Origin of the sequence: Rhizobium sp. 007, from assembly GCF_015353075.1 — a bacterium.
Classification (GTDB): Bacteria; Pseudomonadota; Alphaproteobacteria; order Rhizobiales; family Rhizobiaceae; genus Rhizobium.
Genome location: NZ_CP064187.1, coordinates 2,034,977 through 2,060,015 on the forward strand (window position 1 = coordinate 2,034,977; position 25,039 = coordinate 2,060,015).

27 protein-coding genes and 1 pseudogene are annotated in these 25,039 nt (G+C 61.4%); 13 read left to right on the forward strand and 15 right to left on the reverse strand.

The genetic code is table 11. The annotated features are described in order from the left end of the window. Window positions 1–6 precede the first annotated feature (6 nt). Window positions 7–426: a helix-turn-helix domain-containing protein gene (locus ISN39_RS10335; RefSeq protein ID WP_194730152.1), complete on the reverse strand. Its 420-nt coding sequence runs from the start codon at window positions 424–426 to the stop codon at window positions 7–9. A gap of 112 nt (window positions 427–538) precedes the next feature. Here ISN39_RS10335 and ISN39_RS10340 point away from each other — a divergent pair, with 112 nt between their 5' ends. Next, window positions 539–1,426 carry an SDR family oxidoreductase gene (locus tag ISN39_RS10340; RefSeq protein ID WP_194729986.1) on the forward strand — a complete coding sequence of 296 codons (888 nt, stop codon included), beginning with the start codon at window positions 539–541 and terminating at the stop codon, window positions 1,424–1,426. A gap of 332 nt (window positions 1,427–1,758) precedes the next feature. Here ISN39_RS10340 and ISN39_RS10345 read toward each other — a convergent pair whose 3' ends face one another. After that, window positions 1,759–2,511 carry a pyridoxine 5'-phosphate synthase gene (locus ISN39_RS10345; RefSeq protein ID WP_194729987.1) on the reverse strand — a complete coding sequence of 251 codons (753 nt, stop codon included), beginning with the start codon at window positions 2,509–2,511 and terminating at the stop codon, window positions 1,759–1,761. Window positions 2,512–2,938: 427 nt separating this feature from the next. Here ISN39_RS10345 and ISN39_RS10350 point away from each other — a divergent pair, with 427 nt between their 5' ends. Then, entirely contained in the window at window positions 2,939–3,625 is a 687-nt protein-coding gene (locus ISN39_RS10350; protein ID WP_194729988.1) for a MerR family transcriptional regulator, read from the forward strand. A gap of 34 nt (window positions 3,626–3,659) precedes the next feature. On the opposite strand, the gene ISN39_RS10355 is transcribed toward ISN39_RS10350, so the two are convergent. Next, on the reverse strand, window positions 3,660–4,787 hold the full coding sequence (locus ISN39_RS10355) for an ATP-dependent RecD-like DNA helicase (protein ID WP_194729989.1): 1,128 nt from the start codon (window positions 4,785–4,787) through the stop codon (window positions 3,660–3,662). Between the two features lie 173 nt (window positions 4,788–4,960). Between ISN39_RS10355 and ISN39_RS10360 the strand changes: the two genes are divergently transcribed. Beyond that, a complete protein-coding gene (locus ISN39_RS10360) occupies window positions 4,961–5,527 on the forward strand; it encodes a DUF922 domain-containing protein (RefSeq protein WP_194730153.1) in 567 nt (188 codons plus the stop codon). Here ISN39_RS10360 and ISN39_RS10365 read toward each other — a convergent pair. Then, window positions 5,505–7,103 carry an ABC-F family ATP-binding cassette domain-containing protein gene (locus ISN39_RS10365; RefSeq protein WP_194730154.1) on the reverse strand — a complete coding sequence of 533 codons (1,599 nt, stop codon included), beginning with the start codon at window positions 7,101–7,103 and terminating at the stop codon, window positions 5,505–5,507. The genes ISN39_RS10360 and ISN39_RS10365 overlap by 23 nt on opposite strands. Before the next feature lie 259 nt (window positions 7,104–7,362). Between ISN39_RS10365 and ISN39_RS10370 the strand changes: the two genes are divergently transcribed. Genes ISN39_RS10370 through ISN39_RS10380 form a run of 3 tightly spaced genes read left to right on the forward strand, consistent with a single transcriptional unit; the run spans window position 7,363 to window position 9,048 of the window. Beyond that, window positions 7,363–7,743, forward strand: coding sequence for a hypothetical protein (locus tag ISN39_RS10370; protein WP_194729990.1), 381 nt, complete (start codon window positions 7,363–7,365; stop codon window positions 7,741–7,743). A gap of 10 nt (window positions 7,744–7,753) precedes the next feature. Next, the gene (locus ISN39_RS10375) at window positions 7,754–8,269 is read left to right on the forward strand and encodes an RNA polymerase sigma factor (protein ID WP_194729991.1); all 516 of its coding nucleotides are present in this window, start codon (window positions 7,754–7,756) and stop codon (window positions 8,267–8,269) included. Beyond that, complete coding sequence (locus ISN39_RS10380; RefSeq protein ID WP_194729992.1) at window positions 8,266–9,048, forward strand: anti-sigma factor; 783 nt, start codon at window positions 8,266–8,268, stop codon at window positions 9,046–9,048. Before ISN39_RS10375 ends, ISN39_RS10380 begins: the two co-directional genes overlap by 4 nt. A 3-nt stretch (window positions 9,049–9,051) precedes the next feature. Here ISN39_RS10380 and ISN39_RS10385 read toward each other — a convergent pair whose 3' ends face one another. The 3 genes from ISN39_RS10385 to nthA are packed head-to-tail and all read right to left on the reverse strand — an operon-like array spanning window position 9,052 to window position 10,701. Then, window positions 9,052–9,423 (reverse strand): nitrile hydratase accessory protein, encoded by a 372-nt coding sequence (locus tag ISN39_RS10385; protein ID WP_194729993.1) that lies wholly within the window; start codon window positions 9,421–9,423, stop codon window positions 9,052–9,054. Continuing rightward, on the reverse strand, window positions 9,410–10,069 hold the full coding sequence (gene nthB, locus ISN39_RS10390) for a nitrile hydratase subunit beta (protein WP_194729994.1): 660 nt from the start codon (window positions 10,067–10,069) through the stop codon (window positions 9,410–9,412). The genes ISN39_RS10385 and nthB overlap by 14 nt, the downstream gene beginning before the upstream one ends. Further along, window positions 10,066–10,701: a nitrile hydratase subunit alpha gene (gene nthA, locus ISN39_RS10395; protein ID WP_194729995.1), complete on the reverse strand. Its 636-nt coding sequence runs from the start codon at window positions 10,699–10,701 to the stop codon at window positions 10,066–10,068. The genes nthB and nthA overlap by 4 nt, the downstream gene beginning before the upstream one ends. Before the next feature lie 99 nt (window positions 10,702–10,800). Here nthA and ISN39_RS10400 point away from each other — a divergent pair. From ISN39_RS10400 to ISN39_RS10410, 3 genes and pseudogenes are all read left to right on the forward strand, one after another. Beyond that, window positions 10,801–12,080: pseudogene (locus ISN39_RS10400) on the forward strand (SDR family oxidoreductase). After that, on the forward strand, window positions 12,080–12,556 hold the full coding sequence (locus tag ISN39_RS10405; protein WP_194729996.1) for a DUF2269 domain-containing protein: 477 nt from the start codon (window positions 12,080–12,082) through the stop codon (window positions 12,554–12,556). The pseudogene ISN39_RS10400 and the gene ISN39_RS10405 overlap by 1 nt, the downstream one beginning before the upstream one ends. Before the next feature lie 110 nt (window positions 12,557–12,666). Continuing rightward, window positions 12,667–12,924: a hypothetical protein gene (locus tag ISN39_RS10410; RefSeq protein WP_233426691.1), complete on the forward strand. Its 258-nt coding sequence runs from the start codon at window positions 12,667–12,669 to the stop codon at window positions 12,922–12,924. 39 nt (window positions 12,925–12,963) lie between these two features. Here ISN39_RS10410 and ISN39_RS10415 read toward each other — a convergent pair whose 3' ends face one another. Then, on the reverse strand, window positions 12,964–13,557 hold the full coding sequence (locus ISN39_RS10415) for a LysE family translocator (protein ID WP_194729997.1): 594 nt from the start codon (window positions 13,555–13,557) through the stop codon (window positions 12,964–12,966). A 159-nt stretch (window positions 13,558–13,716) separates the two neighbouring features. Between ISN39_RS10415 and ISN39_RS10420 the strand changes: the two genes are divergently transcribed. Further along, window positions 13,717–14,565 carry an aldo/keto reductase gene (locus ISN39_RS10420; RefSeq protein WP_194729998.1) on the forward strand — a complete coding sequence of 283 codons (849 nt, stop codon included), beginning with the start codon at window positions 13,717–13,719 and terminating at the stop codon, window positions 14,563–14,565. 35 nt (window positions 14,566–14,600) lie between these two features. On the opposite strand, the gene ilvN is transcribed toward ISN39_RS10420, so the two are convergent. Both ilvN and ISN39_RS10430 read right to left on the reverse strand, forming a co-directional pair. Beyond that, window positions 14,601–15,173, reverse strand: a complete 573-nt coding sequence (gene ilvN, locus ISN39_RS10425; RefSeq protein WP_194729999.1) for an acetolactate synthase small subunit — start codon at window positions 15,171–15,173, stop codon at window positions 14,601–14,603. A 25-nt stretch (window positions 15,174–15,198) separates the two neighbouring features. Next, a complete protein-coding gene (locus tag ISN39_RS10430) occupies window positions 15,199–16,992 on the reverse strand; it encodes an acetolactate synthase 3 large subunit (protein WP_194730000.1) in 1,794 nt (597 codons plus the stop codon). A 349-nt stretch (window positions 16,993–17,341) separates the two neighbouring features. Here ISN39_RS10430 and ISN39_RS10435 point away from each other — a divergent pair, with 349 nt between their 5' ends. Beyond that, window positions 17,342–19,378 (forward strand): ATP-binding protein, encoded by a 2,037-nt coding sequence (locus ISN39_RS10435; protein WP_194730001.1) that lies wholly within the window; start codon window positions 17,342–17,344, stop codon window positions 19,376–19,378. Window positions 19,379–19,382: 4 nt separating this feature from the next. On the opposite strand, the gene ISN39_RS10440 is transcribed toward ISN39_RS10435, so the two are convergent. Further along, on the reverse strand, window positions 19,383–19,643 hold the full coding sequence (locus ISN39_RS10440) for a hypothetical protein (protein WP_039845299.1): 261 nt from the start codon (window positions 19,641–19,643) through the stop codon (window positions 19,383–19,385). A 72-nt stretch (window positions 19,644–19,715) separates the two neighbouring features. Beyond that, window positions 19,716–20,618: a tRNA (adenosine(37)-N6)-dimethylallyltransferase MiaA gene (miaA, locus tag ISN39_RS10445; protein ID WP_194730002.1), complete on the reverse strand. Its 903-nt coding sequence runs from the start codon at window positions 20,616–20,618 to the stop codon at window positions 19,716–19,718. Between miaA and serB the strand changes: the two genes are divergently transcribed. Then, the gene (serB, locus tag ISN39_RS10450; RefSeq protein ID WP_074068891.1) at window positions 20,619–21,509 is read left to right on the forward strand and encodes a phosphoserine phosphatase SerB; all 891 of its coding nucleotides are present in this window, start codon (window positions 20,619–20,621) and stop codon (window positions 21,507–21,509) included. Further along, the gene (locus tag ISN39_RS10455) at window positions 21,506–22,072 is read left to right on the forward strand and encodes a GNAT family N-acetyltransferase (protein WP_194730003.1); all 567 of its coding nucleotides are present in this window, start codon (window positions 21,506–21,508) and stop codon (window positions 22,070–22,072) included. The genes serB and ISN39_RS10455 overlap by 4 nt, the downstream gene beginning before the upstream one ends. 126 nt (window positions 22,073–22,198) lie before the next feature. On the opposite strand, the gene ISN39_RS10460 is transcribed toward ISN39_RS10455, so the two are convergent. The 3 genes from ISN39_RS10460 to ISN39_RS10470 all read right to left on the reverse strand — a co-directional run bounded on the left by ISN39_RS10460 (window position 22,199) and on the right by ISN39_RS10470 (window position 25,036). Beyond that, window positions 22,199–23,806, reverse strand: a complete 1,608-nt coding sequence (locus tag ISN39_RS10460; RefSeq protein ID WP_074068893.1) for a DegQ family serine endoprotease — start codon at window positions 23,804–23,806, stop codon at window positions 22,199–22,201. A 102-nt stretch (window positions 23,807–23,908) separates the two neighbouring features. Beyond that, window positions 23,909–24,094, reverse strand: coding sequence for a DUF2065 domain-containing protein (locus ISN39_RS10465; RefSeq protein WP_022714421.1), 186 nt, complete (start codon window positions 24,092–24,094; stop codon window positions 23,909–23,911). Between the two features lie 9 nt (window positions 24,095–24,103). After that, entirely contained in the window at window positions 24,104–25,036 is a 933-nt protein-coding gene (locus ISN39_RS10470; RefSeq protein ID WP_194730004.1) for a protease modulator HflC, read from the reverse strand. Between the last annotated feature and the right edge of the window lie 3 nt (window positions 25,037–25,039).

Below are 25,039 nucleotides of genomic sequence, written 5' to 3' on the forward strand. Positions count from 1 at the left end.
CGCGCCTCAACCTTCAGCGGTATCGAAGCGGGCGCGGGCGTCGCGAACGGCGTCATGATTTGCTTCCGCCCAGTTCAAAAGCAGCGCCAGCGTGGCGTAAAGCGAGCGTCCGAGTTCGGTGACCCGGTATTCGACGCTTGGCGGCTTCGTCGGAAACACCTCCCGCTCGATATAGCCTTCGCGCTGCAGGTCGCGCAGCGTCTGCGTCAGCATCCTCTGCGAGATATCTGGTATCTTCCGCCGCAGCTCACCGAAGCGGTATGGCCGCGCGGCAAGCGCTTCCAAAAGCAACGTCGACCACTTGCCGCCGATCTGCTGCATCATGTCCCGGACAGGACAATTGCTGAAATCGAGACTCCCCAGATCGATCTCCCGGCGGATGCCGGGGGCGGGCTTGCTCTTCAGATTGAGGACAGCGCTCATAATGGGACGGTTCCCTTTTGGTAACGTAGAGCGGAAAAACTGCCTTCTTTACAGCTCGAAGTCAATTCCTATTTTAGAGCTGCTCTCTTTTTGAGACCACCATAGAGGAAGACCTATGAGCGAAACGATTCTCGTCACCGGCGCGGCCGGCCAGCTTGGCCGGCGCGTCATTCATCACCTGCTCGAAACCTACAACGTTCAGGCCCGAAGCATCATCGCCGCCACCCGCGACCCGGCGAAACTCGCGTCGCTCGCCGCCAAGGGCGTTGCCACCCGCAAGGCCGATTTCGACGATGCGGCAAGCCTCGAAGCCGCTTTCAGGGGCGTCGATCGCCTGCTGATCATCAGCACCGACGCGCTCGCCGTCCCCGGCCAGCGTCTGACGCAGCACAAGGCCGCCGTGGAGGCTGCGGCAAAAGCCGGCGTGAAGCACATCGCCTATACCTCGATGCCCTCGCCGGACAAGTCGCTCGTCACTTTCGCGCCGGACCACCTCGGCACCGAGAACGCCATCAAGGCTGCCGGCATTCCCTACACGATCATCCGCAACGCCTGGTATTTCGACAACTATCTACACGGCATGCCGCATAACCTGCAGTCCGGCAGCTGGTACACGGCAAGCGGCGACGGCAAGGTTTCCAATATCTCCCGCGAAGACTGCGCATTGGCAATTGCCGCCGCCCTCGCCTCCGGAACGGGCGAGAGCGCGACCTACACGCTGACGGGCAGCCAATCGCTGACCGCCGACGAGATCGCCGCCGGCATCGCCGCTGCTGTCGGAAAGCCTTTGCAGGCCGTCAAGGTCAGCGACGAGCAGCTCGGCCAGGGCATGCGCGGCGCAGGCCTTCCCGATTTTGTCGCCGACATGCTGGTCTCAGCCGACGCCAACATCCGCGCCGGCAACTTCGACCTCCTCACAGACGACTTCAGGGCGCTGACCGGCAAGCAGACGCAGAAGCTCGAGGACTTCTTCGTTGCAAACAAGGCGGCTCTGCTGACGTAAAGCGTCGATTGCTGCCTCATCAAGAGTTGATGGGGAGGGCAAGGCGGGCATCTCCTGGCACTTCAATCGCAGGCAAGGGAGCGGCAAACAGGGCGCCGCTGTCTTGGCCTTCTCTCCCTTTTCTCATTCATGTGCCTTTCACAGGAATCCAGCGCGGCGCAGGAGACTCCCTTCAAGGTAAATGAGTCATTCACGGCGAAGACGCGTCGTAGCTGGATCTCTGTGACAATCCTCGGGTTTAACCCGAGGACAGAGATGAGAAAGATGAGACGTCGAGACCCTCTGCACCTCATTGCGCGCCCCTCGTCCTTCGAAAGAAGAAGCACTGTCCCTCATATCTTCTGCCCGCACGCACGGCAGAACCGCCGCACAGTTTCCGCCATGCCGTATCCCAGTGCATCCGCGGTCAGGCCGTGACCGATAGAAACTTCCGCAAGCCTCGGGATGCGCTTCACAAGCGGCGGCAGGTTGGCGACGGTCAGGTCGTGGCCGGCATTGACGCCGAGGTCGATTGCGAGTGCTGCGTCCGCCGTCTTGCCGAGCGCTTCGAGAATGGGGCCTGCCCGCTCCGGCGCATCGTAGCAGCCGCCATAAGGGCCGGTATAAAGCTCGATCCGGTCCGCTCCCGTCGCCTTGGCGATCTTCACCGCCTCGGCATCACCGTCGCCGTCGGCAAACAGCGAAACCCGGGTACCCATCTTCTTCAGTTTTGCGACGACATCCGTGAGAAAAGCCTGGTGCTTGCGGAAATCCCAGCCGTGGTCGGAGGTCGCCTGCGATGGATCATCGGGCACGAGGGTCACCTGCTCGGGTGCGGCACCTCTACAGAGATCGAGGAATTCCTGCGTCGGATAGCCCTCGATATTGAACTCGGCCTCCGGAAACTCGTCGTCGATCAGATTGCGGATCACCGGCAGGTCAGAGAAGCGGATGTGCCGCTGGTCCGGCCGCGGATGGACGGTCAGCCCGCTGGCCCCCGACTGCAAGGCGATGCGCCCCAGCGCCTCGACGCTCGGCCAGGGCAAATCGCGCCTGTTGCGCAGCATGGCGATGGCGTTGAGATTGACGGAAAGCGTCGTCGGCATGTCGATGATCCATTCAGTGCGATAAGCGTGAGCTGCTTTTTATGCCAATGGGCCCGGCGAGGCCAACGAGATTCGCATATGACTGCATGCAAATCTGTGATGGACGCCCGCATGGTCGGAAGTGTCTACGGCAGGAGTATTTCCCATTCCGCCGCAAGAAATTCAGCCGCCGCGGGCACCCTATCCGGCCAACCTTACGTTGGATATAAGTTTTCGGACGCTGCGTTGCTATCCTATTTAAAAGCGATTATTTTTAGCACTTACAAAAATGTCCGTTCACGCATAACGTGAGAATAAGTATCGAGTAAGTACGCCGCGTACTGCTTCTTCCCGACGACAAGAACGCCTCGAGGAAACACCACTCCGCAGCGCCTTCGAAGCAACTGGCAAAACCGCATGAGGTGCAACTTTTGCCCCAGGAGGGTTCATGCCAGACGGTACCAAACGTGCCGCCGCCGGTAAGTCTTCGGAGCGCCGGTCCAGATACCGGTTCCTGCCATCTGCCGCACTGCCGCCGGATTTGCCTGAGGGACCGGTGCCTATCGCCGAGATGGCGAACGCATTCGGGGTCACGCACAGGACGCTGCATTTCTACGAAGAGAAAGGACTGCTGTCGGCAAATCGTATCGGCCTGATGCGCGTTTACGGCGAGGACGACGTGATGCGCATGGCCGTCATCAACGTCTGCCGCGAGACCGGGATGCCGATCGCGGTCATTCAGGAGCTGATGGACGAATTGCGCCGTGCCTCCTCGCAGGACCAAGCAGAGGCAATCTTCCAGGAGGCGCTCGCCGTGCGCAAGCGCGAGCTGACGGCGGAAATGTCGACGCTGCACCGTCAGCTGCAACAGGTCAGCGATCTGCTCGACCCCGATGCCAGCAGCGAGATACCGCCGCTGAACGACAACGAGGATCAATCCGCCCTTTCGGATGAGGAACTGCGCTGCCTCTCGTTGATGGCCGAAGGCTTCTCGACGCAGCGCATCGCCCGCGCGCTTGACCTGAAGCATGACGAAGCACAGGCGCTCGAAGCTGACATCATCCTGAAGTTCCGGGCAAACAACCGCTTTCAGGCGATCACCAAGGCAGTGCTTCTCGGCATCGTCAAGGTATAACGTTCCGGCAACGGCCGCCACCGTTTCCGCAGCTTCACCGCACGATCGTCAGCGTCTCCGCCGCGCGCGTGATCGCCGTGTAAAGCCAGCGTTCGCGCGTATCGCGGAAGGCCCAGCTTTCATCGAAAAGCACGACATTGTTCCACTGCGAGCCCTGCGCCTTGTGCACGGTGAGCGCATAGCCGTAATCGAATTCGTCGTAGCGCTTGCGCGTATTCCACGGGATTTCGCCTTCGACATCCTCGAAAACCTGCTTCAGCAGCTTGATCTTGGCTGCGCCGCGATCCATGTCGTCGTCTTCCGGCCGCACGAGCAGGTTGATGCCCGGCTTCGTCGTCTCCTTCGATGACGTCATTACCTGCCAGAGCGAACCGTTGAGCAGCCCCTTGGCGGGGTCGTTGCGCAGGCAAACGAGCTTGTCGCCCGTCTGCGGATAATCCGCCGTGAAGCCCTTCAACTCCCGCAGGCGCTGGTTATAGCGCCGCCGCGTGCGGTTGGTGCCGACAAGCACCTGATCTGCATCGAGCACCAAGGCCTGGTTGACTTCGTTCTTGGCGATCACCTGGGCGGTGCCGTAGTCGCCATACATGATCTCCTTGCCTTCGCGCACCTGCATCGCAAGCTTGATGATCGGATTGTCGCGCGCCTGGCGGTGAATGTCCGTCAGCAGGTAATCCGGCTCCTGATTGGTAAAGAAGCCGCCGCCCGATACCGGCGGCAGCTGGCCGGGATCGCCGAGCACCAGGATCGGCGTGCCGAAGCTCATCAGATCCTTTCCAAGCGCCTCGTCGACCATCGAGCATTCGTCGACGATGATCAGCGCCGCCTTGGCGACCGGGCTCTGCCGGTTGATGGTGAACATCGGCGTCATCGAGGTTTTGCCGGTTTCCTCGTCCTCGACAGCCTCTTCCCCACGCGGGCGATAGATCAGCGAATGGATGGTCTTGGCATTGCTGGCACCGCGCGAGCGCAACACCTGCGCCGCCTTGCCGGTGAAGGCGGCAAACAACACGTCGCCATCGACATTCTCCGCAAAATGCTTGGCGAGCGTCGTCTTGCCCGTTCCGGCATAGCCGAACAGACGGAAGAGCGGCGACCGGCCCTCCTTCAGCCATTTCGAAACGGCCTTCAGGGCTTCGTCCTGTTGCGGAGCAAATTGCATGGGAGCGACTTGGCAGGATTCGCAGCCGCGAAGCAAGGTGGAAAAGTGCGCCCGCAGATTGCTGCCGCGCGATTGCCTGCTTTCAGCCGCTTGAACGCAGGTTTTGCGCCCTTTAGTGTCGCCACGTTGCTTGAGGGATTCACGTGAGAAGAAGCATTCAATTATGCCTGATGATGGCGGCCCTGCCGATACCTGCTGCCGCCCACGCGGAATGGCAGGCCATCGAACAGGTCAAGCCATATACAATCACTGGCAAATCCGGCGCCGAGCTCTACGCATCGATCGGCGAACACGGCCCGAAGGCTGGCATCGGACGCGTCATCGCGCACACGACGTTCAAGCTCACCTGGACCAGGAAATACGAGCCGCAGGCGGACAGGTCCTGCAGGCTGACTGTGGCTCGGCCGAAACTGATTATCACTTACACTCTACCTGAGCCTACGACACAGCTGCCACCTGCAACCAAGGCAAGCTGGGACAGCTTCATTACTGGCGTCGAGACCCACGAGCGCTGGCACGGCGAAACCATAAAGCATATGGTCAACGCGATTGAAGCCTACAGCCTCGGCCTCACCGCCGCCGACGATCCGGACTGCAGCAAGATCCGCGTCGTGCTGACAAAACGCCTCGGCGAACTCTCCGGCTACCAGCGCCAGCAGGGCCGCGACTTTGACAAGGTCGAAATGGGCCAAGGCGGCAACATCCAGCAGCTTATCCTCAAGCTGGTAAACGGCCCGTAGGCAACTCCAGCCTGCGCGTAATCCCAATGCCTTCCAGGAAGACTTCGTCGTGACTGACGACCAGCAGCGCGCCGTCATAGGCACGCAATCCGCTCTCGACCGCAGCGATCGAATCGAGGTCGAGATGATTGGTCGGCTCGTCCAGGATCAGGAGCGAAGGCGGTTCCGGTCCGCCCAGAACGCACGCCAGACCGGCCCGCAACAGCTGGCCGCCGCTGAGCGTCGATACGATCCGGAGCGCCGCATCGTCCCTGAACATGAACCGGGCGAGCGCCGCCCGACAGGCATTTTCAACCGCGCGCGGGTTTATCCGCAGGAAGTTGTCGCGGATCGAAATCGACGGATCGAGAAGACTCACCTGTTGATCGAGCATTGCGAACTTGGAAATGACCGAGACCGTCCCGGTCCACGGCTTCAACTCCGCGGTGACAAGCGCCAGCAATGTCGTCTTGCCCGAACCGTTCGGGCCGGTGACGGCGATGCGCTCCGGTCCAACGATGCCGAAGGACAGATCGCTGAGGACCGGCTCGGCAGGCCGATAGCCCGCCGTCACGGAATCCATCTTCAGGACGACCTTGTTGGCAGGCAGTCCGGCCGGCGGAAGCGTCACCGAAAAGGGCTGCAGGATTTCGATCTTCTCGCGCGCGGCTGCTGCGTCTTCGAGCGCCTGGGTGCGCCGGCGTTCGGCAAGCCGGGCGTTATCGCCGCCTGTTGCTTCGCTGCGCTCCTTCAAGCCGCCGGCGACGATACGCGGCATGTCGCCTCTGGCAGCCTTCTTCCGGCCGATACGATCCCTGCGAGCTTGCCGTTCGGCCGTTGCTTGGGCGCTTCGGGCAACCTCGGCCACACGCTTCTCGGCATCGGCGAGATCATGCTGCACGGCAGCCAATTCTAAAGCCTTGCGCTCCTGATACTGGCTCCAGTTGCCGACGTAACGCGTGGCCTCAAGCGAAGTCAGTTCGACGATGGCGTCCATGATTTCGAGCAATTCCCGGTCATGGCTGACGACGATGGCCCCCGCCCGCCAATTTGCAAGGAGTTCGATGACGGCGTGGCGGCCATCGCGGTCGAGATTGTTGGTCGGCTCGTCCAGGATGAGAAAATCGGGCTCCGAGAACATCAGCGCTGCAAGCCCTGCCCGCGTGCGCTGTCCACCCGACAGTGCGACAAGGCGCGTTTCGGGCTCAGCGTCGATCCCCGCGCGATCGAGAGCCGAAGCAATGCGGGCTTCCAGCATCCAGTCGGCAGATGCAAGCTCTTCAGCGGTCGCCTCGCCCACCTCGGCACGCCGAATGACGGCGAGCGCCTCGGTCACGCCGAAGAGATCGCCAACCGTCTCCTCGGCTTCCACCTGGACCCTTTGGCGGAGCACGCCCAGGCGACCGCCTAACGCAATCGTCCCGGACAAAGGCTGGAGTTCGCCTGAGATCAGCTTGAGAAGCGTGGTCTTGCCAACGCCGTTGCGGCCGACAAGACCCGTTCGGTCCGCGCCGAAGCTTAGATCGAGACATGAGAAAAGCGGGCGGCCGTCAGGCGCGGACCACAACAGATTGGAGAGTGTGATGAATGCAGGCATGGACATGAAATTCCCCGGTGGCAAGGCGAATTGGCGATGCGATCGGGTTGAAATCCATTGCTGCACACATCCTGTTGAGATCAACGATGGCCGGTAATTTAAGTGACGAGTGTATCTGGTTCAAGCAGGGTCAATCTCGGCACGGCACCAAACGCGGCATTCATTCAAAAATCCCTCACACCGCATGGAATAAAATCACTGCTTTCGGTGTCTCATCTCCGGTAAGCAAAAAAGCTGCCGAACGTGAGGAGAGACCCACATGAAATCCGTAAAATTCTTGATCGCTTTCGCCGTCGCATCTGCTGCGGCAACGGCTGCATTCGCGGCAGCGCCGGTCATGACCATCGAATCCGCCAAGGGCAAAGTGCTCGCCGGCGAAAACGGCATGACGCTCTATACCTTCAAGAAGGACACGAAAGGCGTTTCCAATTGCTACGACCAATGCGCCAAGAACTGGCCGCCGCTGATGGCCGCTGGCGATGCGAAGGCCGATGGTGCATATTCGATCATCGACCGCAAGGACGGCACAAAGCAATGGGCCAAGGACGGCATGCCGCTCTATTTCTGGGTGAAGGATACCAAGAAGGGCGATATCACCGGCGATGGCGTGGGGGGCAACTGGGACCTTGCCAAACCCTGAGTGGACCGGCGTGAAGACACCCGCACCCGAAACATTCGAGGGCCAGATCCTGGCCCTCCTTCCCTCGCTCCGGCGCTATTCGCGAAGCCTCACCCGCTCCGACGCCGACGGCGAGGATCTGCTGCAGGACTGTGTCGAGAAGGTACTTGCCCGCCGTTCGCAGTGGCGTGGCTTGAACCTGCGCGGCTGGGCGCTGACTATCATGACCAATCTCTACCGCAACACCCGCCGCCAGAGCCCGCCCAGCATGATGGTCGAGCTTGACAGCGCCGAAGACATGCCCTCGCCCGAGACGACCGCCGATCCGCTAGAGCGCTTGCGGCTGGAAGACGCGCTGAACAGCCTGTCGGAGGAAAACCGCGCCGTGCTGATGCTGGTTATCATCGAAGGCTATACCTACAGCGAGGTGGCCGCCGCGCTCGACATACCGGTCGGCACCGTCATGTCGCGCCTGTCGCGCGCGCGTCAGCGGCTTGGAGACCTAATGAAGGCCGACAATGTGATTACGCTTCGGAGACCGAAATGAACGAGACCAACTCGACCGTGCCCGAAGCGGACCTCCACGCCTATGCCGACGGGCAACTGCCCGAAAACGCCCGCGCCCGTGTGGAGGCTTGGCTGCAGGACAATCCCGAGGACGCTGCCAAGGTGACGGCATGGCAGGCGCAGAATGCTGCGATCCGTTCAACGTTCGCGCCTTACGAAAAATCCAAGGAAAGCGACATCCTGCTGGTCGATCCGGAAAATGGCGCTTCCGTTTGGCCGAAACGTTCGGCCATTGCCGCAGCCGCCGTCGCTCTCTTCGCGCTTGGCGCCCTTGCCGGTCATTACGGCCCTCCGCTCGTCCAGCAACCCGAACTGCAGCTTGCCGCTTCCGAGACACTGCCGGCAGAGGCGCAGAACGCCTTCCTGGTCTATGCAGGCGAGGTCCGCCATCCTGTCGAAGTCTTCGCCAATGAGGAAGCGCATCTGGCGACCTGGCTCGGCAAGCGGCTTTCTATTCCGAACCTGAAGGTGCCGGATCTACAGGCCCTCGGCTTCCGGCTCGTGGGCGGACGGCTGCTGCCGGTGGATGGAAAGCCGGGCGCGATGTTCATGTACGAGAATCAGGGTGGCGAACGCCTGACCGCGCTGATCGGCCGCAACAAGGCGAACCGGACGACGAGCTTCCGTTTCGCCTCCGCCGGCGGTGTCGAGACATTCTACTGGATCGACGGCGAGCTCGGCTATGCCGTCACCGGCGAGATTTCGCGCGATATGCTGCGGCAGGTGGCCGAGGAGTGCTACAAGCAGTTCCCGTCGTGACGATCAGCGCAGCGGATCGTTGGAAAGCTCGATCGGCTTTCCGTGCGGCGTGGCTTCCGCCGCACGCTGCCAGCTCTCCTGCAGCGAAAGGATGGCGCCGGCATCGGCGATGCCTTTGTTGACAAGGAGCGAGGATAGCGCCGCGACCCAGCAGTCGAAGTAGTCGCTGCCATCCACCACCCGGCCCGGCTTGTGCAGTTCGGCCGAAAGCGTCTCCGCCCACTCGCTCCATGTGAAGAGACCGCGTTCGTGGAGGTGCACTGTCATTGCAAAAGCAGCAGCCGCCCAGGGCTCGGGAAAGACCGGCTCGCCATCGGCGGATTTCGGCAGTTGGGGCGATCGCGTCAGCGGCGATGCCGTTTCACAAAGGCTCAAGGTAGCTCTCCCAGGCATCGATCGAAACCGTCAGCGATGGATCGGCGCCCTCGCCCCAGATTTCCCTGCCATCGAAAACGACGGTATAGACCCATTGTGGATTCTCGCCCTTGCCATGCGCATTGTCGTCCGGGAACACGAAGGAGCCTTGCACCGCCTCGACCACGCCATTCTTGGCACGCGCATAGCGCGGCAGCCGGGTATGGGTTTCCGGATTAAAATTCCTTGTCCGGACCTTCTCGCCGACGGCAAAGCGCGCAGCCCTTTCCACCGGACGGTCGCAAGCGCCGCCGCGCGCCAGAACGTTCGCAACCATATCCGCCTTCAGAACCCGTTTCGGCACTGCTCCGGCCGTCTGCTTGTGGCCGGCATCGATCTCCGCAGCCGTTGCAAATCCGTGCCGATCGAGCAGCACTTCCAGCGCCCGCATCCATATTTCGTAATAGCTTGCGGAGAGATAATCAGCTGGCAAAATATTCTCGCGCGCATGCCGGCTCTCATCGATCGTCCAGGCACCGAAGGCACCGCACGATAGCGTCAGACCAAGCGCACGCTTCTCCCACTCAGCATGGAAATACGGCTCGTCCTTTTCAGCCGCGACCGGCCCGAACCCCATCTGTCCACCAAGATCGTGCGGCCCGTTCATGCGGCTGCTCCCGGATTAGACGCAATTGCCGTCCCGATCATCGCATCGCGACTGACGAGACCGGCAAGTTGCTGCTCGCTCAGGCCTTCCGTTCCCTCGGGGCGCTCGGGAATGACGAGATAGCGCAGCTCGGCCGTCGAATCCCAGACCCGGATTTTCTTTTCCGCGGGCAGCGTCAGGCCGAATTCGGCAAGCACGCCGCGCGGATCGATCACCGCCCGCGAGCGATAGGCCGGCGCCTTGTACCAGACCGGCGGCAGGCCGAGCACCGACCAGGGATAGCAGGAGCAAAGCGTGCAGACGACGAGGTTGTGGGTCTTGGGCGTATTGAAGACGGCGCGCATGTGCTCGCCCTGCCGCCCGGTATAGCCGAGGCTCGCAATTGCCGCCGTCGCATCGCTCTCCAGCCATTCGGCGAATGCCGGATCGCTCCAGGCCTTTCCCACGACATGGGCGCCGTTGCGCGGGCCGATCTTCGTCTCATAGGTCTCGACGATCGCATCGATCGCCGCCGGATCGATCAGCCCCTTCTCCGTCAACACCGTCTCCAGCGCCTTCACCCGCGCCTGCATGTCCGAATAGCGGTTGTCGTGATGATGATGATGGTGATCATGATCAGGATGATCGTGCAAGACGAGGCCCTCCGCGCATAGGATGATTATCTTTAGGCGCGTGAATGCAGCCCGCCAAGCTAATCTATGCGCCTTGCGGTTTTTCGATATTCTCGGCGCATGAACATTCTGATTCTCGGCGCAACAGGTTTCATCGGCTCCGCGGTCGCCGCCCGTCTGGTGGCCGATGGCCATGCCGTGAGCGGCCTAGGCCGCACTCCTGTCCGGGCTCGAATCAAATGGCCCGATGTCCGCTGGCTGCGTGCCGATCTCGCCCACATGACCACAGCTGCCGATTGGCAAGAGACACTGAAAGACCAGCATATGGTCGTCAATTGCGCAGGCGCCTTACAGGACGGCTTCTCCGACGACCTTGCCGCATCGCAGGCAGATGCGATGCTGGCGCTCTATACCGCGGCCAAGCGTCGGACGTCCGCCTCATCGTCCAGATATCAGCAAACACGGATGCTCCAGTTGCCGACCTGCCGTTCCTCGCCACAAAACGCCGCGGCGACGATACCCTAGCGTCAAGTGGTTTACCTTACGTCATTTTGCGTCCGGCACTCGTTGTCGGGCGCAATTCCCATGGCGGCTCAGCGCTCTTGCGGGCGCTCGCATCAATGCCATTTGTGTTGCCGCTTTTCCATTCGCAAAGCCCGGTCGAGACGATCGATATCAAAGATGTCGCTGCAGCCGTCAGCGCAGCAGTCTGCGGCGAAATTGCCAGCGGAAAAGATATTGCACTCGCATCCAGCGAGACGCTCATGCTCTCCGAGCTCGTGAAACTGCATCGCCAATGGCTAGGCCTTCCGCCCGCGCCCATCATCCCCATCCCAGCAGCGCTGGCAAAACCCGTGACTTGGCTCGCCGATATTGCGGGGCGCCTCGGCTGGCGTTCGCCCTTGCGTTCGACCGCCATGGCCATCATATCCAAAGGCGTCACAAGCAATGGAACGGTTCCAGCCATCCGCAGCGGCTCAGTCGCGGCCACGCTGGCAGCCAACCCGTCGGGCATTCAGGATCTGTGGTTCGCGCGCCTCTATCTGCTGAAGCCGCTGATGGCCGCCGGCCTCGCTCTGTTTTGGCTGCTGTCCGGCATCATTCCGCTTCTGTCGCCACAGACGGCAAGTCAGCATCTTTTACCCTTCATGCCGACCGCCACTGCAATGGCGCTCACGCTTTTCACGTGCGCCGTCGACATCGCGCTCGGTTCAGCACTCATTTTCCGGCCCATCGCCCGCAAAGCCCTTCTCGCCATGTTCGCCGTCTCCCTCGCATATCTCGCGGGCGCAACCCTGCTCGAACCCTCACTCTGGCGCGATCCGCTGGGACCTCTCGTCAAGGTCCTCCCGTCGCTTCTGCTGACGCTCGTCACCCTTGCCATTCTGGATGAACGCTGATGCTTGCAGAACTTCTACTGCTTGCCCACGTGATCGGCGCGACCGTGCTCTTGGGCACCGGTGCAGGGATCGCTTTTTTCATGGCAAAGGCGCACAGGACGCAAGCGCCGGAACTGATTGCGCATGTCGCGGGAACCGTTGTGATCGCCGACACGATTTTCACCGCAACGGCTGTTTTTCTCCAGCCGGTGACAGGTTATCTGCTTGCCACCATCATCGGCTGGCCGCTCGGCGAAGGCTGGATCGCCCTCTCGCTCATCCTCTATGTCGTTACCGGCCTTTTCTGGCTGCCGGTCGTCTGGATACAGGTCAGGCTTCGCGATCTTGCACGCGCAGCCGCCACTGCTGGCGAACAGCTGCCGCCGGAGTATTTCCGGCTCTACCACATCTGGTTCGCCTGCGGGTTTCCGGCCTTCTTGGCAGTGATCGGCATCCTCTGGCTGATGGTCAACAAGCCTTCGATCACCCTGTTTTAGCATCAGTCAAGTTAGGCAGCGTCCCCAAGGGCTAATCCCATTGCACCCGAGGTCCAATCGGGTTTGCGTGATATTCTCCGCCATCTCGCAAGTAGGGGAAAGGTATTGCGATGAACAGGATCACTCTTCCCGCAGCAGCGCTCGGCGCTGTATTCGCTTCCTGGGCAAGCGCGGACGACTATCGCGATCTGAAAAAGGGCGAGTATCAGATCCCCGGACATCCCTATAAGTCCGCGGAGAACTGCCAGCGCACCGCTCCGGTCGGCAAGTTCGACCGCCGTTGCGACATTCCGCTCCTGGGCTTCCGCAACTTTACCGACCCGACGATCATCGTTCAGTCTGGCGGCATCGGCGGGTTCGGCATCTAAGCGCCTCTGCGGGCGGCCGCCTGGACCGTCCGCTTTTTTCTATTTCAACATCGGCCAGAGGCTCAGCACCAAGAGCACCGCCATGGTGACGTTGAACCATTTGAGCCGCACCGGGTCGGACAGCCATTTGCTCAATGCGGAACCGAAGCCGGCCCAGGTCGAAACGCTTGGAATGTTGACCGCGGCAAAGGCAAGGCCGACGATCAGGACGCTGGCGAGATAGAGGTCGGGATTGGTGTAGGTCGCCATGGCCGTTACCGCCATGACCCAAGCCTTGGGATTGACCCACTGGAAGGCGGCAGCAGCAAGGAATGACATCGGCTTGACGCTGTCCTTGCCTCCGCTCAGCGCCCGCGACGTCGCGATCTTCCACGCGATCCAGACGAGATAAATGCCGCCCGCAAATTTCAGCGCCGTGTAAAGCGCAGGCACCGTTCGCAGCAACGCGCCGAGCCCAAGTCCGACGCCGAGAAGCAGCGAGAAAAAGCCGGCGCCGATGCCCAACATATGCGGGACCGTCCGACGAAAGCCGAAATTCACCCCGGATGCAAAGAGCATCATATTGTTCGGCCCCGGCGTGATCGATGTCGTGAAGGCAAAGAGAACGAGAGCCAGAAACGTATCCAGCGGCATGGAACCTCCCGTAGATCGTCAACCCATGACGATCCCTGTCGATTGAAATCCGCTAACCCGCCTGCATTTCCTAAGCCAGATAATCATTGTCATGGTGACAGGATTGCTTGAAAGATGACGCGTCTGCGCAATCTTTGAGGAAAAATGAAAGATTCGGCCATGCAAGACGACCCTATCCCGGCGATCACCTTCCCGAACGGCATCGAAGTCCCCGCTCTCGGCCAGGGCACCTGGAACATGGGAGAACGGGCGTCGGAAGCCGAGCGAGAAATCGCAAGTCTCAAAGCCGGCATAGAGCTCGGCATGACGCTGATCGATACGGCCGAAATGTACGGCGAAGGCGATTCCGAGCGCATCGTCGGCCGCGCCATCAAGGGCCGACGCGACGGCCTGTTCATCGTCACCAAGGTCTATCCGTGGAATGCCAGCCGCAGGGGCACGATCGAAGCCTGCGAGCGGAGCCTTTCACGTCTCGGCATCGACCAGATCGACCTCTACCTGCTGCATTGGCGGGGCGAGCATCCGCTGGCCGATACCGTCGAAGCCTTCGAGGACCTGAAGGACGCCGGAAAGATCGGCGCCTGGGGCGTTTCGAACTTCGATATCGGTGACATCGAGGAACTGCTTGCCGTTCCGGGCGGCCGGCATGTCGCTGCCAACCAGGTCCTCTACAATCTCGCGCGCCGCGGCATCGAATATGATCTCCTGCCCTGGTGCCAGGATCATGGTGTCCCGGTCATGGCCTATTCGCCGATCGAACAGGGCCGCATCCTGCACAATCCCGAGCTCATCCGCATCGCCAAGGCCAATCAGGCAACCCCGGCTCAGATTGCCCTTGCCTTCCTTCTCGAACGCGACGGCGTGATCGCCATTCCGAAGACGTCGAATGCCGACCGCGCCGCTGAAAACCGCGATTGCGTCTCGCTCGATATCAGCGACGAGGACTGGGCGGCGCTCGACGCCGCCTTCCCGCCGCCGACCCGCAAATCGGCGCTCGAAATGCTCTGAGACTTCAGGCTGCCGCGCGCTGGCCAGACGCCGGTTCACATCCCCTGCGGACCGCGGTTCATGGCGGCGATGCCGGTGCGGCAGACTTCGATCAAGCCGAGCGGCTTCATGATCGCCACGAACTGATCGATGTTGGAGGACTTGCCGGTGATCTCCAGAATGAAATGATCGACAGTCGCGTCGACCACCTTGGCGTGAAAGGCATCGGCAAGACGCAGCGTCTCGGCCCGGGTTTCGCCGGTCCCGATCACCTTGACGAGCGCCACTTCCCGTTCGATCGGACGCTCCTGCCCGAGTTCGCGAGCACGCACCGTCAAGTCCACGACGCGGTGCACCGGCACGATGCGCTCGAGCTGGGCCTTGATCTGCTCCAGCACATGCGGCGTGCCTCGTGTCACGATGGTAATGCGCGACAGATGCGCCTGATGCTCGGTTTCGGAGACCGTGAGGCTTTCGATGTTGTAGCCCCGGCCGGAGAACAGGCCGATGACGCGGGCAAGGACGCCCGGCTCGTTATCGACGAGAATCGAGAGCGTATGGTTCTCGGCGGCTGCGGTTTCCGGCGAGATGAAGTAGGCGGAGCCTGTCGGCTGTAGATGTGCGTTCATTGTCTTGGCTTCCTCACCTTCGATATCAAACGAGCTGACGGCCCTTGGCGTCGATCGCATTGGCGACCGCTTCGTCCGTGGCTTCGTCCGGCAGCAGCATCTCGTTATGCGCCTTGCCCGATGGGATCATCGGGAAGCAGTTGGCGAGATTGGCAACGCGGCAATCGAGGATGACCGGCCTCTTCACGTCGATCATCTCCTGGATCGTACCGTCGAGATCATCCGGCTTTTCGCAGCGCAGGCCGACGGCGCCATAGGCTTCCGCCAGCTTCACGAAATCCGGCATCGCCTCCGTATAGGAATTGGATAGCCGGTTGCCATGCAGCAGCTGCTGCCACTGGCGGACCATGCCCATGTACTGGTTGTTCATGATGAAGATCTTGATGGGCGCATTGTGCTGGATCGCCGCCGACATTTCCTGGATGCACATCTGGATCGAAGCATCGCCGGCAATATCGATGACGAGGCTATCAGGATGGGCGATCTGCACGCCGAGCGCTGCCGGCAGGCCGTAACCCATCGTGCCAAGGCCGCCTGAAGTCATCCAGCGGTTCGGCTGTTCGAAACCGAAGAACTGCGCCGCCCACATCTGATGCTGGCCGACTTCGGTCGTGATGTAGGTATCGCGGTCCTTCGTCAATTCGTACAGCCGCTCAAGCGCATATTGCGGCATGATGACGTCGTTGCTCTTCGTGTAGGCGAAGGAGTTGCGCGCACGCCAGCGGGCGATATTCGTCCACCAGTCGGAAAGCTGGCCCTTCTCCGGCCTCTTCGGCAGAGCACGCCAGAGGCGAACCATGTCTTCCAGAACGTGGGCGACATCGCCGCGGATCGGGATGTCGACGCGAACATTCTTGTTGATCGAGGACGGGTCGATGTCGATGTGGATCTTCTTGGAATTCGGCGAGAAGGCATTGATGCGGCCGGTAATGCGGTCGTCGAAGCGGGCGCCAATGCAGACCATGACGTCGCAATCGTGCATCGCCATGTTGGCCTCGTAGGAACCGTGCATGCCGAGCATCTTCAGCCAGTTCTTGCCGGAGGCCGGATAGGCGCCGAGCCCCATCAGCGTCGAGGTAATCGGGAAGTCAGTGAGTTCGACCAGCTCGCGCAGCAGCTTGCAGGCTTCCGGACCGGAATTGACGACGCCGCCGCCGGAATAAATGACCGGACGACGCGCCCTGGCCATCAGCTCGATTGCCGCATGAATCTGATTGAGATCGCCCTGGAGTTTCGGCTGATAGCTCTTTTGGATCGCATGATCGGCCGGCGGCGTATAGGTGCCGGTCGCGAACTGGATGTCCTTTGGAATATCGACGACGACCGGGCCGGGACGGCCGGACTGCGCGATACGGAAGGCTTCATGGATGATGGCAGCGAGCTCGTTGACGTCCTTGACCAGCCAGTTGTGCTTGGTGCAGGGGCGTGTGATGCCGACGGTATCGCATTCCTGGAAGGCATCGGAACCGATGAGCGAGGTCGGTACCTGGCCAGTGAGGCAGACCAGCGGAATGGAGTCCATCAGCGCGTCCTGCAGCGGCGTGACGGCATTGGTTGCACCCGGACCGGAGGTGACCAGCATGACGCCGACCTTGCCGGTGGAGCGGGCATAGCCTTCGGCCGCATGGCCGGCGCCCTGCTCGTGGCGGACGAGGATATGCTTGATCTCCTCCTGCTGGAATATCTCGTCATAGATCGGCAGCACCGCACCGCCCGGATAGCCGAAGAGATGTTCGACACCGTTGTCCTTCAGCGCCCGCAGAACGATCTCCGCGCCTGTCATGCGAGTGTCTGGTGTCTGGTTGTCCGTGCCCGTCATGTTTTCTGTTCCGTTTTGACTGCTGGAATTGAGGTCTTCGGTGCGGAAGCCTGGATTTCAGGCATAAAAAAAGGCCCCAGAGGGAGCCTGTCAACTAGCGCATGGGTGGCTATCGCCGGATGGTTACACCATCCTGCCCATGCGCTTTCCCACCACAATAAGAGCTGCTGCTATTTTCATGGGCGCAATTGATAGACAGAAAATTTCACAGCGTCAACGCTTCCCGAAATAAAAAATCGGCGCGCGCTAAAGGATGTAGCGCCGGTTATCCCGCTAAAAAACAAGAGGCCCGAAGGGTTTTGTTAAAGGATAAATCATATGATCGCCTGCTAACGCAGGGAGTAGGCCGTTGCTCAACAACGACTTGCAAACGTCAGGCAAAGCCAGCGAGCAGGATCGCCGCGACAACCTAACCCCCGGGAATCGCTTCCTCGGCCGCGTCGTCGCGTGCAGCGGCTCACGCGCGACCATCGCCGCCGTCGCAGAGGCCGGCGGCACCGATCTCACCGAACTCTGGTCCGTCGGCCGCCTGATTTCGATCAGCGTCGGCCGAAACCGCGTCGTCGCCCTCGTTTACGCCATGAACACCGGCACGCATGCCTGGGGCGAGGGAGAGGACAACTATTTCAGGATCGAGACCGAGCTGCTCGGCGAAGTCCGCGTCGAGGAAAATGGCCGCGAGGAATTCTCGACCGGCATCTCACGCTATCCCCATCTCGGCGCCATTGCGCACCGCATCCGGGCCGCCGATCTGATGCGCATCTACGACGCAGGCACCGGGACGACGGCGGTCATCGGCAACCTCACCCAGGACGAAAGCATCGATGCGGCGATCCACATCCCCTCGATGCTTTCCAAGCATTTCGCCATCGTCGGCTCCACGGGCGTCGGCAAATCCACGGCCGTCTCGCTGCTTTTGCACAAGGCGATCGAAGCCGATCCGAAGTTGCGCGTCCTGATCCTCGATCCGCACAACGAATTCGCCGCCGCTTTCCCGAAGCATTCGGTCGTCATCGATACCGACACGCTCGACCTGCCCTTCTGGCTGATGCGGCTTGAAGAATTCGCAGAAGTCGTCTTCCGCGGCCGCGCGCCAGTGCCTGAGGAACTCGACATGCTTCGTGACATCATGCCGGACGCCAAGCGCGCCTTTCGCGGCAGCGACAATTCTCTGGTCCGCCGCACCACCGAGAAGAGCTCGATCACCGCCGACACGCCGGTCCCCTACCGCATGGCCGACCTGCTGGCGCTTATCGACGAGCGCATCGGCCGTCTCGAAGGCCGCGCCGAGAAGCCCTTCCTGCGCTCGTTGAAGATGCGCATCATCGCGGCGATCAACGATCCGCGCTACCACTTCATGTTCTCCAACAACACGATCAGCGACACGATCATGGACACCGTGGCGCAGATATTCCGCATTCCTGGCGACGACCGGCCGATCTGCACGTTCCAGCTTTCCGGTATCCCGTCGGAAGTGGTGAATTCGGTCGCCTCCGTCCTGTGCCGCATGGCCTTCGAAATCGGGCTCTGGAGCGACGGCGCTGTCCATATGCTCGTCGTCTGCGAAGAAGCGCACCGCTATGTTCCGGCCGATCCGAACCTCGGCTTCATCCCGACGCGCCAAGCCATCGCCCGCATCGCCAAGGAAGGCCGCAAGTACGGCGTCTCGCTCGGCATCATCACGCAGCGCCCCGGCGAACTCGACCAGACGATCCTCTCACAGTGCTCAACGCTGTTTGCCATGCGCCTTGCCAACGATCGCGACCAGGACATCATCCGCTCGGCAATCCCGAATTCGTCGATCTCGACGACGAGCTTCATTTCCTCGATCGGCAACGGCGAAGCGATCGCCTTCGGCGAGGCGATCAGCGTGCCGATGCGCATGCGTTTTTCGCGCGTCGAGCAGCATCTGCTGCCGAAGGCGAACGGGGCGACCGCCAAACATTCCGACGAGGATCCCGATACGGTCGATCTGCGCAAGATCGTGACGCGCATGCGCGCCGTCAGCGGCGGGCCGGATATTTCGTCTTTCCAGCAAAGCTACAGTGCCGCGCAGAGCGACATGCTGTTCGACGACGAAGAGCCGTCGGAGGATGCTCCCTATCCGGCATCCGTCTCTGCGCCGCCGCTGGCGCCGACCGTTTCCTACAGGCCGGACATGCTGCCGCGCAGCCATGCGCCGCGCGAGCCGCAAACCGCACCGGCGCAGACATCTTTGGATAGCCGCCTGGAAGCTCTCCGGCGAGAGATGCGCCGCGAGGAGACAACGTCCCAGCGGCCGGTGTTCTCTCAAGACCCGGCTGCCAGCCCGCACCGCGAACCCGGCATGTCGCTCCGCGAGAGCATTCTCAAGAAGCCGCTCAGGAGCCTCCATAACAAGGATTGAGGCCTCATTGCCCCTCAGATTGCCTGGCTGCAGCGGCAATGACACTCAGGTGGCGCTCTATCAGCGTCAGAAAGGCGATCGTTCCGCAGACCAGGGCGGCGACCACGATGCCGGCGATCGCGCCGAAAATCGCTCCGATCACGAACATTCCGGACCCGCCTTGAGCCGAGGCGGCGGTTGCGCCGGACAGCGTGAAGAAGGCCAGAATGACGATTGCAATCAGGGCATTGATGGAAGCAAGCGTCTTTGCGAGAAAATTGTTCATGACATCTCCTGGCCGATGGTTTCCGTTCGCAATGATGATAACCAGCTGACCGACTTGAAGCTTACGCCCTGATCACGGCTGCGGCGATGTCAGGCGCTTCCAGCTCTCGTCCATCTGATTGCGAAACCAGGTCATCTGCCGCTTGGCATATTGCCGTGTCGCGGCAGCACCCTTCTCGATCACTTGGCTGCGCGTCATCTCGCCCTTCAGCATGGCTGCAATCTGCGAAACGCCGATCGCCTTCATCGCCGGCCTTTCCGATGAAAGGCCGAGTGCCAGCAGCGACTTGACTTCATCTTCCGCACCCTGCTCCAGCATTTTCTCGAAGCGCCCGTTGATGCGCTGGTGGAGCACGGCGCGTTCCGGCAGGACGATGATCTTTTCCGCACGCGCCGGATCGACGATCAGCGGCCCCGCCTGCCCTTGGAAGCGCAGGATCGATTGCCCCGTTGCCTCCACCACCTCCAAGGCACGCACGATGCGTTGCCCGTCCTGGATGCTGAGACTGCCGGCAGCGGCCGGATCGAGCTTGGCGAGTTCGGCATGCAGCGTTTCCGCGCCGTCATTCAGCAGGCGCGCCCGTAGCCGGTTGCGGATGTTTTCCGGTATCGCCGGCATATCCGACAGGCCGCCTGTCAGCGCCTTGAAATAAAGCCCCGTCCCGCCGACGAACACCGGCAACTGTCCCTTGGCACGCAGACTGGGCAGCAATGCCGTGACATCCCGCAACCAGGTCCCCGTCGAATAGGCAGCGCCTGCTGGCACATGGCCGTACAGATGATGTGGCACGCCCTGCATCTCCGCCTCGGACGGCCGCGCCGTCAGGATGCGCAGCGTGCCGTAGACCTGCATGCTGTCGGCGTTGATGACAGCGCCGCCGTGGCGTTTCGCCAGTTCCACGGCAAGCGCGGACTTGCCGCTGGCGGTCGGCCCGGTTATCAGGATCGCACTTGTTGCGCTCAGAAGGTTTTCCATATGGCTCTCGTTGCCACGCTTGTTGCCAATCCGTCAAATCCCGTTCTCACGCCGAGGCTTGCCGAACAGGCCGCCGAAACCGTGACGGCATCCGGGCTCTACTGGCTGGCAGACGGCATCGCCTGCGATATCGCCCTTCGCGACGGCACCGATCCGCAAGCGGCGGAGGCGAATATCCTCGCGGCCATCGCCAGCGCACCGATCGATCTGGTCGTCCAGGAGGCCGATACGCGCCGCAAGAAACTGCTGATCGCCGACATGGATTCGACGATGATCGGGCAGGAGTGCATTGACGAGCTCGCAGCCGAAGTCGGCCTTAAGGACAAGGTCGCCGCGATCACCGCCCGCGCCATGAACGGCGAGATCGCTTTCGAACCCGCACTGCGCGAACGCGTTGCACTCCTGAAAGGCCTGCCGGTTTCAGTTATCGACGAGGTTATCGCCAAGCGCATCACGCTGACGCCCGGCGGCCCGGAATTGATCGCCACGATGAAATCGAAGGGCTATTATACCGCCCTCGTCTCCGGCGGCTTCACCGTCTTCACCAGCCGGATCGCCGCAACTCTGGGCTTCGACGAAAACCGCGCCAACATTCTTCTTGAAGAGGGAGCCTTGCTCTCCGGCTTCGTGGCCGAGCCGATCCTCGGCAAGCAGGCGAAGGTGGATGCACTCAGCGAAATTTCCGCAAGGCTCGGTATCTCCACCGAAGAAGCAATCGCCGTCGGCGACGGCGCCAACGATCTCGGCATGATCCACCTCGCCGGCTCCGGCGTCGCCCTGCACGCCAAACCCACCGTCGCCGCCGAAGCGAAAATGCGCATCAACCACGGCGATCTAACCGCCCTGCTTTATATCCAGGGTTACCGGAAGACGGATTTTGTGACGCCATGACAGTGATCGCGACGACGGACCGCCTGCTTTTGCGCAATTGGACAGATGCGGACCGGCCGCTTTTCCACGAGATCAATTCCGATCCTGAAGTGATGGAATTCTTCGCCTTTCGCCGCGACCGCGCCGAAGCAGATTCGATGCTGGATAATATCCGCAATGCCATCGCCACGGACGGGCTTGGTTTTTATGCCATGGCACTGAAAGAAACCGATGAGCCGATCGGCTTTTGCGGCCTCTGGAGGCCCGAACTCGAACCGTTCCTCCCGGCAGGCACCATCGAAATCGGCTGGCGTCTTGCCAAACGGCATTGGGGCAAGGGATATGTGACGGAAGCGGGAGAAGCATCACTTCGCCATGGTTTCACTCAGTTCAATCCTCCCGAAATCGTCTCTTTTGCGGTAGCGGACAATCATCGTTCCACCGCAGTCATGCGCCGACTTGGCCTACACCACGATCCGGACCGCGATTTCGATCATCCCCGAATTCCCGACACGCATCCGCATCTGAAACGCCACGTGCTCTATGCGATCAGCCGTCAGCAATGGGAACGAACGATCGGCTGACACCGATTACCCATGCGCGACAGAGACAGGAGAATGTCGTGCTGTTGTCGTATCGTCGTCACTGGCGCAGACATCGGTGCGGAGCGGTTCACCAGTTCCTGAAAGGATCAGCCATTCCGCGTTTTGTTATTCCATTGGCACTGCGATGAACCGCAGATCGCCGTTTGCCGAGGCGATCATCAGCTGCGCGTTGCGGCGGCCTTCCTGCTTCAACGACTGCACCTTCGCAGCCACGGCATCCGGCGACTTCATGAATTCCTGGGCGACCTCGACGATCACGTCGCCGGCCTTCAGGCCCTTTTCGGCGGCGGCCGAGCCGGGTGCCACCTCGGTCACCACGACGCCGTCCACGCTTTCCGCAATGCCGAAGGTCTTGCGGATCTCGGGGCTGAGCTGCGACAGCGAGAGGCCGAGCACATCCTTCGGCGTCCTGGCATCGGGCGTCACCGGCGCCTGCTGATCGGTCTGGCCCTTGCCGTCGGGTGCCGGCTGGACCTGATCCTGATCGGGATTCGGCTCGTCCATGTCGTCGTTCTCCTCCGGATCAGGATTGATCACACCATCCGGAGAGGTATCAGCGTCGTTGGAAGCGGCCTGATCGCTGTCCTCCAGACGACCGAGCGTCACCTTGACAGTCTGCTCCTTGCCGTCACGCAGCACCACGACGTCCACTTCCTTGCCGACTGGGCTTTCGGCCACGACACGCGGTAGGTCGCGCATCTCATTGACTGGCTTGCCGTCGAATTTCAGGATGACGTCGCCCGCCTTGATCGAACCGTTGTCGACCGGCCCGCCCTTGATGACACCGGCGACGAGCGCACCCTTGGCGGTATCGAGACCCAGGCTGTCGGCCACGTCGTCGGTGACCGGCTGGATGCGCACGCCGAGCCAGCCGCGGCGCGTTTCTCCGAATTCGCGAAGCTGGTTGACCACTCCCGCAGCAAGCTCCGAAGGCACCGAAAAGCCGATACCGATCGAGCCGCCGCTCGGCGAAATGATGGCCGTGTTGATACCGATCACCTCGCCCTTCATGTTGAAGAGCGGACCGCCGGAATTGCCCTTGTTGATCGCCGCATCGGTCTGGATGAAGTTGTCGTACGGGCCTGCGTTGATATTGCGGCCGCGGCCGGAAATGATGCCGACAGTCACCGACCCGCCGAAACCAAACGGATTGCCGATCGCCATCACCCAGTCGCCGATGCGCATGTCGCTAGAATCACCAAACTTCACGGCCGTCAGCGGCGTCCTCGGTTCGACCTTCAGTACCGAAAGATCGGTCTTCGTGTCCGTTCCGATGAGCTTGGCTTTCAGCTTGGTGCCATTGGCAAAATTGACCTCGATGTCGTCTGCGCCCTCGATCACGTGGTTGTTGGTGACGATATAACCCGATGGATCGATGACGAAGCCGGAGCCGAGCGAGCTGACATTGTGGTTGCCGCCCTGGCCGCCCTGCTGCTTATTGAAGAAGTCGTTGAAGAATTCCTGGAACGGCGAGCCGTCCGGTGCGCGCGGCGCCGGGCCGGCACCTTCATCGCCCTTGATGTTCTGCGAGGTGGAGATGTTCACCACCGCATCGAGAAGCCCTTCAGCAAGATCGGCAACAGAGGCCGGACCATTCAACGGAGGCGTGCTCTGCGCTTCAGCAGCGCCGGTCAGACCAATATTTGCCAGAAGTGCAACACCGGCCAGGAGAGCGAGCGATCGTCTGAAGGTCGGGCGTGTCGTGGGGGCCATCAAGCTTCCTCTTATGCGGTCAAAGCGGCAGTCTGACCATCAACATAGGGCGGAATGATGGAGCGTGAAATCACCTTTTCGCGAAATCCCGTGCAATCTGCGTCAGCGTCTGACGAACCAGACAAGCACGACACCGAGCACGACGGCGCCAAGTCCGAAGATGCGTAGCTGGCGCTCCGGAACCGTCGGAAGCAGCCGGGCCATCTCGACAAGAAAACGAGGGGCCAGTGCGTAGACCAGCCCCTCGATGATGAGAAAGAAAGCGATTCCTGTCAGGAAATCCTGCATCCGGATGCGTCAGTTTGATGGGACCGCAGGTGCCGGGGCTTGAGGTGGAGCCGGAGGCGTCGTGCCCTTGGAATTGTCGAAATACCGGAAGAATTCCGTATTCGGCGACAGCACCAGCGTCGTATCCTGGGACGACAGCGCGGAGGAATAGGCCGCCATCGAGCGGTAGAACTCGAAGAACGACGGATCCTTGCTGAAGGAGTCTGCGAAGATGCGGTTGCGCTCGGCATCGCCCTGACCGCGGATGATTTCCGCATCGCGCTGGGCTTCCGCCGTGAACTCGACCACCTGGCGATCGGCGATAGCCCGGCGCCGCTGGCCCTCTTCGGTGCCTTGCGCGCGCAGCAGCTCGGCCTCGGCGAGACGCTCGGCCCGCATGCGGCCATAAGTCTGCGGCGCCACCTGCTGAGTCAGGTCGGTCCGGCGGATACGCACGTCCTGGATATTGATGCCGAGATTTTCGGCGTCGCCATGCAGGTCGTCGCGCACTTCGAGCATCATCGCCACGCGCTCGTCCGAAAGGGCGGCATCAAAGTCGCGCAGACCGTAGACACGGCGGAGCGACGAATCGAGCTGGGTGCGAAGGCGCGCTTCGGCGGCCTCGCGGTCGCCCGATACCGTCTCGCGGAACTTGCGCACGTCCTTGATGTCGTAGATCACGAAAGCATCGACGTCGAACGTCGAACCGCCGCGAACCTGGACGCGAATATTGTCAAGGTCGAAGCGCAGCGCCTGCTTCTCGACGATCTGGACGCGATCGGCATCCATGAAGGCGAGCGGCAGCTTGAAGTAGATGCCCGGCTCCGTCTTCACCGACTGGATCTGGCCGAAGCGCACGACGATTGCCTGCTCGCGCGCATTGACCACGAAGACCGAGGAATAAGCGATGACAAGCACAACGGCGAGCAGGATGATGATAACGGGAAGTCTGTTCGATGTCATGGC